The following is a 6,521-nucleotide window of genomic DNA, read 5'->3' on the forward strand; positions in this document are numbered from 1 at the left end:
ACTCGTGCGCCCCCACCCCCCCCTTGTGCCCGCCCGTCCGCGTTCCCCGCCCCGCCCGCTACGCTCCCGAGACCGAGACCGAGACCGAGACCGAGACCTACGCCGGATCCGACCCGGCCCCGGCCCCGGCCCCCGGCAGCGCCCCCGGCCCCAGCCCCTCCCGGTGCACCCGCCACCGCGCGAGCATGCCGTGCAGTTCGTCCACCATGAACGCGAAGAAGGCCGCGCTCTCCCCCAGCCGCGCCCCCGCGACGGTGCCCGCGCCGACGGTGGCCTCGCCGTCCCTGAGCACCCGCACCCAGCGCAGCAGGTACTCGTCGCGCCGGGTCAGCGACTCGAACCAGACGTCGTTCAGCACCCGGTAGCGGTCGCGCCGCGAGCCCGGCTCGCGTTCCTTGGCGGCCAGGCCGATCTGGATGAGGTAGCGCATCCCGCCGGACACTGCGGCCGGGCTGATCCGCAGCCGTTCGGAGAGCTCGGCGGAGGTCAGGACGCCGCTCTCCTCGGCCATCAGGCAGGAGAAGAGCCGGGACGGCATCCGGCCCATGCCCGCGGACGCCAGCTCGGCCGCGAACCGTTCGACGAAGTCCGACACCGCCTGCTCGTCGCGCCCCTGCTCCGCTTCCCGCTCCACCACGCGCGCCTTCCCCTCTCCGGTGATCAACAACTCGACTGAACTTTAACGCCTTCCCAATATTCACGTTTTTCTGAAACTACGGTAGCTTCAGCAGCATGACGAAGGCAATCACCCTGACCGGCCTGCGCAAGACCTTCGGCCGGACCACCGCGCTGGACGGCCTCGACCTCACCGTCGAGACCGGCGAGGTGCACGGATTCCTGGGGCCCAACGGCGCCGGGAAGTCCACCGCCATCCGGGTGCTCCTCGGCCTGCTGCGCGCCGACGGCGGCAGCGCCCGACTGCTCGGCAAGGACCCCTGGCACGACGCCGTCGAACTGCACCGCCGCCTCGCCTACGTCCCCGGCGACGTCGAACTGTGGCCCAACCTCACCGGCGGCGAGGCCATCGACCTGCTCTCCCGGCTGCGCGGCCGGCTCGACCGCCGCCGCCGCGACGAGCTGATCGAGCGCTTCGACCTCGACCCCACCAAGAAGGGCCGCAGCTACTCCAAGGGCAACCGGCAGAAGGTCGCCATCGTCGCCGCGCTCGCCTCCGACGCCGAACTGCTGCTGCTCGACGAGCCGACCTCCGGCCTCGACCCGCTGATGGAGGTGGTCTTCCAGGACGTCGTCCTCCAGGCCCGGCGGCAGGGGCGGACCGTCCTGCTGTCCAGCCACATCCTGGACGAGGTGGAGAAGCTCGGCGACCGGGTCAGCATCATCCGCCACGGCCGGGTGGTGCAGACCGGCAGCCTCGGCGAACTGCGCCACCTCACCCGCACCACGGTCGAGGCCGAGACCCACCGCCCCGTCACCGGACTGGAGACGCTGGAGGGCGTGCACGCCGTCCGCACCGAGGGCGCCCGGGTGCACTTCGCCGTGGACGGCGCCCACCTGGACGCCGCCATCCGCCGTCTCGGCGAGGCCGGACTGCGCAGCCTGGTCAGCCATCCGCCCACGCTGGAGGAGCTGATGCTGCGCCACTACGGCGACGAGCTGGCCGCCAACGGGCACCCGCTCGACGGCGAGGCCGCCCGATGACCGCCACCACCACCGCGACCAGCGCGCCCGCCACGGCCCCGCGCCCGCCCCGCCCGCACACCACCCTGGCCGGCACCGCCACGCTGCTCCGCTTCGCCCTGCGCCGCGACCGGCTCCGCCTCTCCGCCTGGGTGCTCGGCCTCGGCCTGCTCACCCTCGCCAGCGCCAACAGCGTGCACACCCTCTACCCGACCGCCGCCGACCGCGCCTCGATCGCCCACGCCTCCGCCGGCTCAGCCGTCCTCGCCATGACCGGCCCCGGGCACTACCTGGCCGACTACACCTGGGGCGCCATGCTCGGCCACCGGCTGCTCGGCCTGCTGGCGGTGCTGGCCGGGCTGATGAGCGTGCTGACCGTCGCCCGGCACACCCGGGCCGAGGAGGAGAGCGGGCGGGCCGAGCTGGTCCGCTCCGCCGCCGTCGGCCGGCACGCCCAGCTCGCGGCCGCCCTGGGCGCCGCCGCCGTCGCCGACCTCGCGCTCGGCGTGCTGCTCGCCGCCGGGCTGCCCGCCCTCGGCGTCCCCGGGCTCGGCACCGGCGGCGCGCTGCTGTTCGGGGCCGCGACCACCGCCGCCGGACTGCTGTTCGCGGCGGTCGCCGCCGTCGCCGTCCAGGTCACCGCGCACGCCCGGACGGCCTCAGGGCTGGCCCTCGCGGTGCTCGGCGCCGCCTACGCGGTGCGCGCGGCCGGGGACGCCGGGTCGAACGGGCTCTCCTGGGCCTCTCCGATCGGCTGGCTCCAGCGCAGCTACCCCTTCGTGGACGACCGCTGGTGGCCGCTGTTGCCCGCGCTCGTCCTGACCGTCGTCACCGGCGCGGCCGGCTTCGCGCTGAGCACCCGCCGGGACGTGGGCGCCGGCCTGCGCGCCGCCCGCCCGGGGCCGCCCACCGCGCGCCCCGCCCTCGGCACCCCGCTCGGCCTCGCCCTGCGCCTGCACCGCGGCCTGCTGGGCGGCTTCGCGGTCGCGCTGCTGCTGCTCGGCGCGATGTACGGGTCACTGCTGGGCGGCGCCGACGCGATGGTCAAGGACGTCGACCAGCTGAAGGAGGCCCTCGCCCGGCTCGGCGACCGCTCGCTCACCGACTCCTTCGCCGCGATGACCCTGCTGGTGGTGGCGGTGGTCGGCGCGGTCTACGCGGTGCTGGCGACGCTGCGCCCGCGCGCCGAGGAGAGCGCCGGGCGGGCCGAGCCGGTGCTGGCCACCGGGGTGTCCCGGTCCGGCTGGCTGGGCGGGCACCTGGCGGCGGCGCTGCTGGGCTCGACCGCGGTGCTGCTCGCGGCGGGGGTGGGCTTCGGCCTGGCCGGGGCGCTGTCCACCGGTGACGCCGGCGCGTTCCCGCGACTGGTCGGCGCGGCCCTGGCGTTCGCGCCCGCCCAGTGGGTGACGGTGGGTTTCGCCGCCGCCGTGTACGGCTGGCTGCCCCGGGCGACGCAGTTGGCCTGGCTGGTGCCGGCGTACGCGTTCGTGATCGGGTACCTGGGCCCGCTGCTGAAGCTCCCGGCGGGCCTGGACCGGCTCTCCCCGTTCGGGCAGGTGCCCCGGCTCCCGGCAGCCGCCATGGACTGGACGCCGCTCGCGGCGCTCACCCTGGTCGCGGCCGCCCTGATCGCCCTGGCGCTGGCCGGGTTCCGGCGCCGCGACCTGGAAGTGCGCTGACATCAAGGCCCGCGACGGGGCCGGCCGCGACGGGCCGGCCCCGGACCGGGTCACAGGTGCTTGACCAGCTCCGGCATCAGGTCCTGGAAGGTCCGCCCGCTGGCCGGCTGCCCGATCGCGGTCATCTGCCAACCGGTGGGCGTGCGCTGCACCTTGGCCATGATCTGCGCGGTGTACGGGCCGCCCCCGGTGAGCGTGTACCGGGCCAGTTCGGCACCGGTCTGCTCGTCGACCAGCCGGCAGAAGGCCGCCTCGACCTCCTGGAAGGTCTGGCCGGTGAAGGAGTTGACGGTGAAGAGGATCTGGTCGACCTCGGCGGCCATCTTGGTCAGGTCGACGGTGATCGACTCGTCGTCGGTCGCGTCGCCCGCGCCGCCGACCAGGTTGTCGCCGCTGTGCCGGACGGAACCGTCATTGCTGTTGAGGTGCTGGAAGAAGACCACGTCCACCGGCCGCCCCTGGGAGAACAGCACCGCCGAGGCGTCCAGGTCGATCTCCCGACCGGCGGCCAGCAGCTTGGCGAAGAAGCCCTTGGGCTGCGCGGCCTTCCAGCCCAGGCCCATCCGGACCACACTCAGCTGACCGCCGCCCGGCTTCTCCAGGCTGATCTTCTGCCCCTTGGCCAGCGAAACGCTCATCGTGCCCTCCTCGTCCCTGCCGCCGCTCCGTGCCGTGAATCTACAGCACTGTCGAACTTCTATGATCATCCGACCGGCGCGCTCCCAGCACCCCTACCCCGCGCTCCCCCCGCCGTCACCACCGGGGACGGTCTGCACACTGTCAAGCGCCCCGGGGAGGAGCTTGCGCGGGGCGGGCGCGCAATCCGGCTCGGTCAACCTGGCAACCGGCGATCCGACGTCTGGCGTAGCCGCGAACAGGGGCCGAACAGGCGGGCGGCACGCGGACTAGGGTCGGCTCGGAGGCGCCGCCGACCGGGAGAACGGCCGCCGACGCACCGAGCGTTCCGCGCACGTTCCCGTGATCCGCCAACCCACGCTGGGGGGACCACCATGTCCGAGCACGAAGGAACACCGCCCGCACCCGCCACCGCCGCCACCACCTCGCGCCTCGGCCGCCGCCGCCTGCTGCGGGCCGGCCTGGGCACCGGCGGCGCGCTCGCCGCCGTCCGCCTGCTGCCCGGCGGCCAGGCCTGGGCCGCCGCCCCGGAGCCCGCGCCCGTACCGGAGTCCGCGCCCGCACCCGCCCCCCTCCCGGGCACCGCCGCCACGGCGCAGCCCTGGCCGGACTGGGCCCGGTTCGCCCGCGTCGGCGACGGCACCTTCAACGAGCCCGCCGACATGCAGAGCGCCGTCGACGCCCTCAAGGCGCAGAACGTCAGCGTCATCGAACTCGACACCCTGCTCTCCAACTGGCTCACCGACGCCGAGTTCGCGGCCCACATGGCCGAGGTGAAGACCTTCACCGGCCTGGCGCACGCCGCCGGTCTGAAGGTCGTCATGTACTACCCCTCCCTGGAGCTGATCTCCCCCGGCGGCGAGAAGGGCCGCTCGTTCTACAAGAACGACCAGGGCGGCGCCTGGGTGCAGCGCGACCTCGCCGGAAAGCCCAACGTGTTCTACGGCAGCGTGGTGGTCTGGGTCGACCCGGGCGACGAGAGCGTCTGGCTCAGCCCCAACTCGCCCTGGCGGGACTACTACCTCAAGCGGATCAAGGGCGTGGCCGCCACCGGCGTGGACGGCATCTGGCCCGACGTCCCGATCTACTTCGACGGCGTGCTCTCCTGGTGCGACGCCTCCACCTGGGGCGCGGCCGCCTTCAAGGCCGACACCGGCCTCGCCCTGCCCAAGGCCGCAGACTTCGCCGACCCGGTGTTCCGCCGCTACCTCGAATGGCGCCACCGCAACCTGCTCCAGTTCCAGCTCGACATCGCCGCCGCCGGGCGCGCGGTCAACCCCGACCTGGTCACCTTCGTCGAAACCGTCTCGATGGACTACCGCTACGCCACCTCGATCGGCCTGGACGGCGGCTACCTGCGCCAGGCCGAGGGCGCCGTCAGCCAGGTCTGGGAGGTGGACATCCTCGGCAACTACGACGGCATGCGGCACGCCACCGCCTCCGACTGGGTCTGTCTCATCTCGATGTACAAGTACGCGCGCGGCGCCAGCGGCACCAAGCCCGCCTGGGCGTTCTCCTACGGCTGGCAGGCCGACGACGCCTCGCTGGTGATGTCCCAGCTGATCGCGGCCGGCTGCAACCCCTACGAGGTGAAGACGCCGTACAAGAACGACACCGTGGACGCGGCGATGCGCGCCCGGATGTACCGCTTCGTCCAGACCAACCAGGAGCGGCTCTACAACGCCGCCTCGACCGCCCAGGTCGGCGTCTACCACTCCAGCCCGTCCCGGGACTACGTCAGCCCGGGCGCGGGCATCGGGATGTACGTCAACGCGACCGCGCCGGCCGGGATCGCCGACTGGTGGGGCGGCGACGACCCGGAGCAGAGCTGCGCCTCCGTCCCCTGGCTGGGCGAGTTCCGGGGCGCGGTGAAGGCGCTGGTGTACGCGCACATCCCGTTCGACACGGTGCCCAGCCCCGGCCTGGCCGCCGCCGACCTGGCCCGGTTCAAGGTGCTGCTGCTGCCCGACCTCCAGGCGGTCTCGGACGCCGAGGCGGCCGTGCTGCGGGGCTTCGTCGCGGCCGGCGGGACGATCGTGATCACCGGCCCGGCGCCCACCGCGCTCGACGAACTGGGCGGCCAGCGCACCGAGTTCGCCCTCTCCGACGTGCTCGGACTGCGGCGCGGAAGCCCACTGCCGGCCGCCAAGCAGAACGCCTACGGCAGCGGCACCTGCTGGTACGTCCGCAACCGGGCCGGGCTCAGCTACCTCACCAAGACCGACCAGGCCTCGGCCGACCAACTGCTCGCCCCAGTCCGCCAGTCCGCACCGCCCGCCGTCACCCTGGCCGGGGACCGCCGGATCTTCCTGGACGCGCGGCGGCTCGGCAACGACACCGTCGTCCACCTGGTGAACTTCACCAACTTCGGCGACACCCCGGCGGCCTTCCGCACCACGCCCGCCAACTGCACGCTCTCCTACGCCCTCCCGGCCGGCGCCGCCGTCACGGCCGTCACCGTCGCCACCCCGGACGGCACCGACCCGACGCCCAAGCCCGTCCCGTACACCGTCACGGGAGCGCGCGCGCGGGCGCGGCCCGGCCCCCGCGGCGAGGAGGGTGTGTGGG

General features: G+C 74.1%; 5 protein-coding genes. 3 read left to right on the forward strand and 2 right to left on the reverse strand.

Annotation, left to right across the window (positions count from 1 at the left end; translation table 11 throughout):
• Positions 1-97: 97 nt before the first annotated feature.
• Entirely contained in the window at positions 98-637 is a 540-nt protein-coding gene (locus tag ACFV6I_RS13030) for a MarR family transcriptional regulator (protein ID WP_107452980.1), read from the reverse strand.
• Between the two features lie 95 nt (positions 638-732).
• Between ACFV6I_RS13030 and ACFV6I_RS13035 the strand changes: the two genes are divergently transcribed.
• Together ACFV6I_RS13035 and ACFV6I_RS13040 are read left to right on the forward strand one after the other, a co-directional pair.
• On the forward strand, positions 733-1,659 hold the full coding sequence (locus ACFV6I_RS13035; RefSeq protein ID WP_063350628.1) for an ABC transporter ATP-binding protein: 927 nt from the start codon (positions 733-735) through the stop codon (positions 1,657-1,659).
• A complete protein-coding gene (locus tag ACFV6I_RS13040; protein ID WP_380425026.1) occupies positions 1,656-3,317 on the forward strand; it encodes an ABC transporter permease in 1,662 nt (553 codons plus the stop codon). The genes ACFV6I_RS13035 and ACFV6I_RS13040 overlap by 4 nt, the downstream gene beginning before the upstream one ends.
• A 50-nt stretch (positions 3,318-3,367) precedes the next feature.
• On the opposite strand, the gene ACFV6I_RS13045 is transcribed toward ACFV6I_RS13040, so the two are convergent.
• A complete protein-coding gene (locus ACFV6I_RS13045) occupies positions 3,368-3,955 on the reverse strand; it encodes a TerD family protein (RefSeq protein WP_063350626.1) in 588 nt (195 codons plus the stop codon).
• A gap of 372 nt (positions 3,956-4,327) precedes the next feature.
• On the opposite strand from ACFV6I_RS13045, the gene ACFV6I_RS13050 reads away from it, so the two are divergent.
• A partial coding sequence (locus ACFV6I_RS13050) for a hypothetical protein (RefSeq protein WP_380425028.1) occupies positions 4,328-6,521 on the forward strand: 2,194 nt, incomplete at its 3' end.

Source organism: Kitasatospora sp. NPDC059803 (assembly GCF_042732255.1).
Classification (GTDB): Bacteria; Actinomycetota; Actinomycetes; order Streptomycetales; family Streptomycetaceae; genus Kitasatospora.

What these genes read in the sequence shown, in the direction of transcription:
- ACFV6I_RS13035 (WP_063350628.1), top strand. Translation starts at nt 733, where the DNA reads ATGACGAAGGCAATCACCCTGACCGGCCTGCGCAAGACCTTCGGCCGG.
- ACFV6I_RS13040 (WP_380425026.1), top strand. Translation starts at nt 1,656, where the DNA reads ATGACCGCCACCACCACCGCGACCAGCGCGCCCGCCACGGCCCCGCGC.
- ACFV6I_RS13045 (WP_063350626.1), bottom strand. Translation starts at nt 3,955, where the DNA reads ATGAGCGTTTCGCTGGCCAAGGGGCAGAAGATCAGCCTGGAGAAGCCG.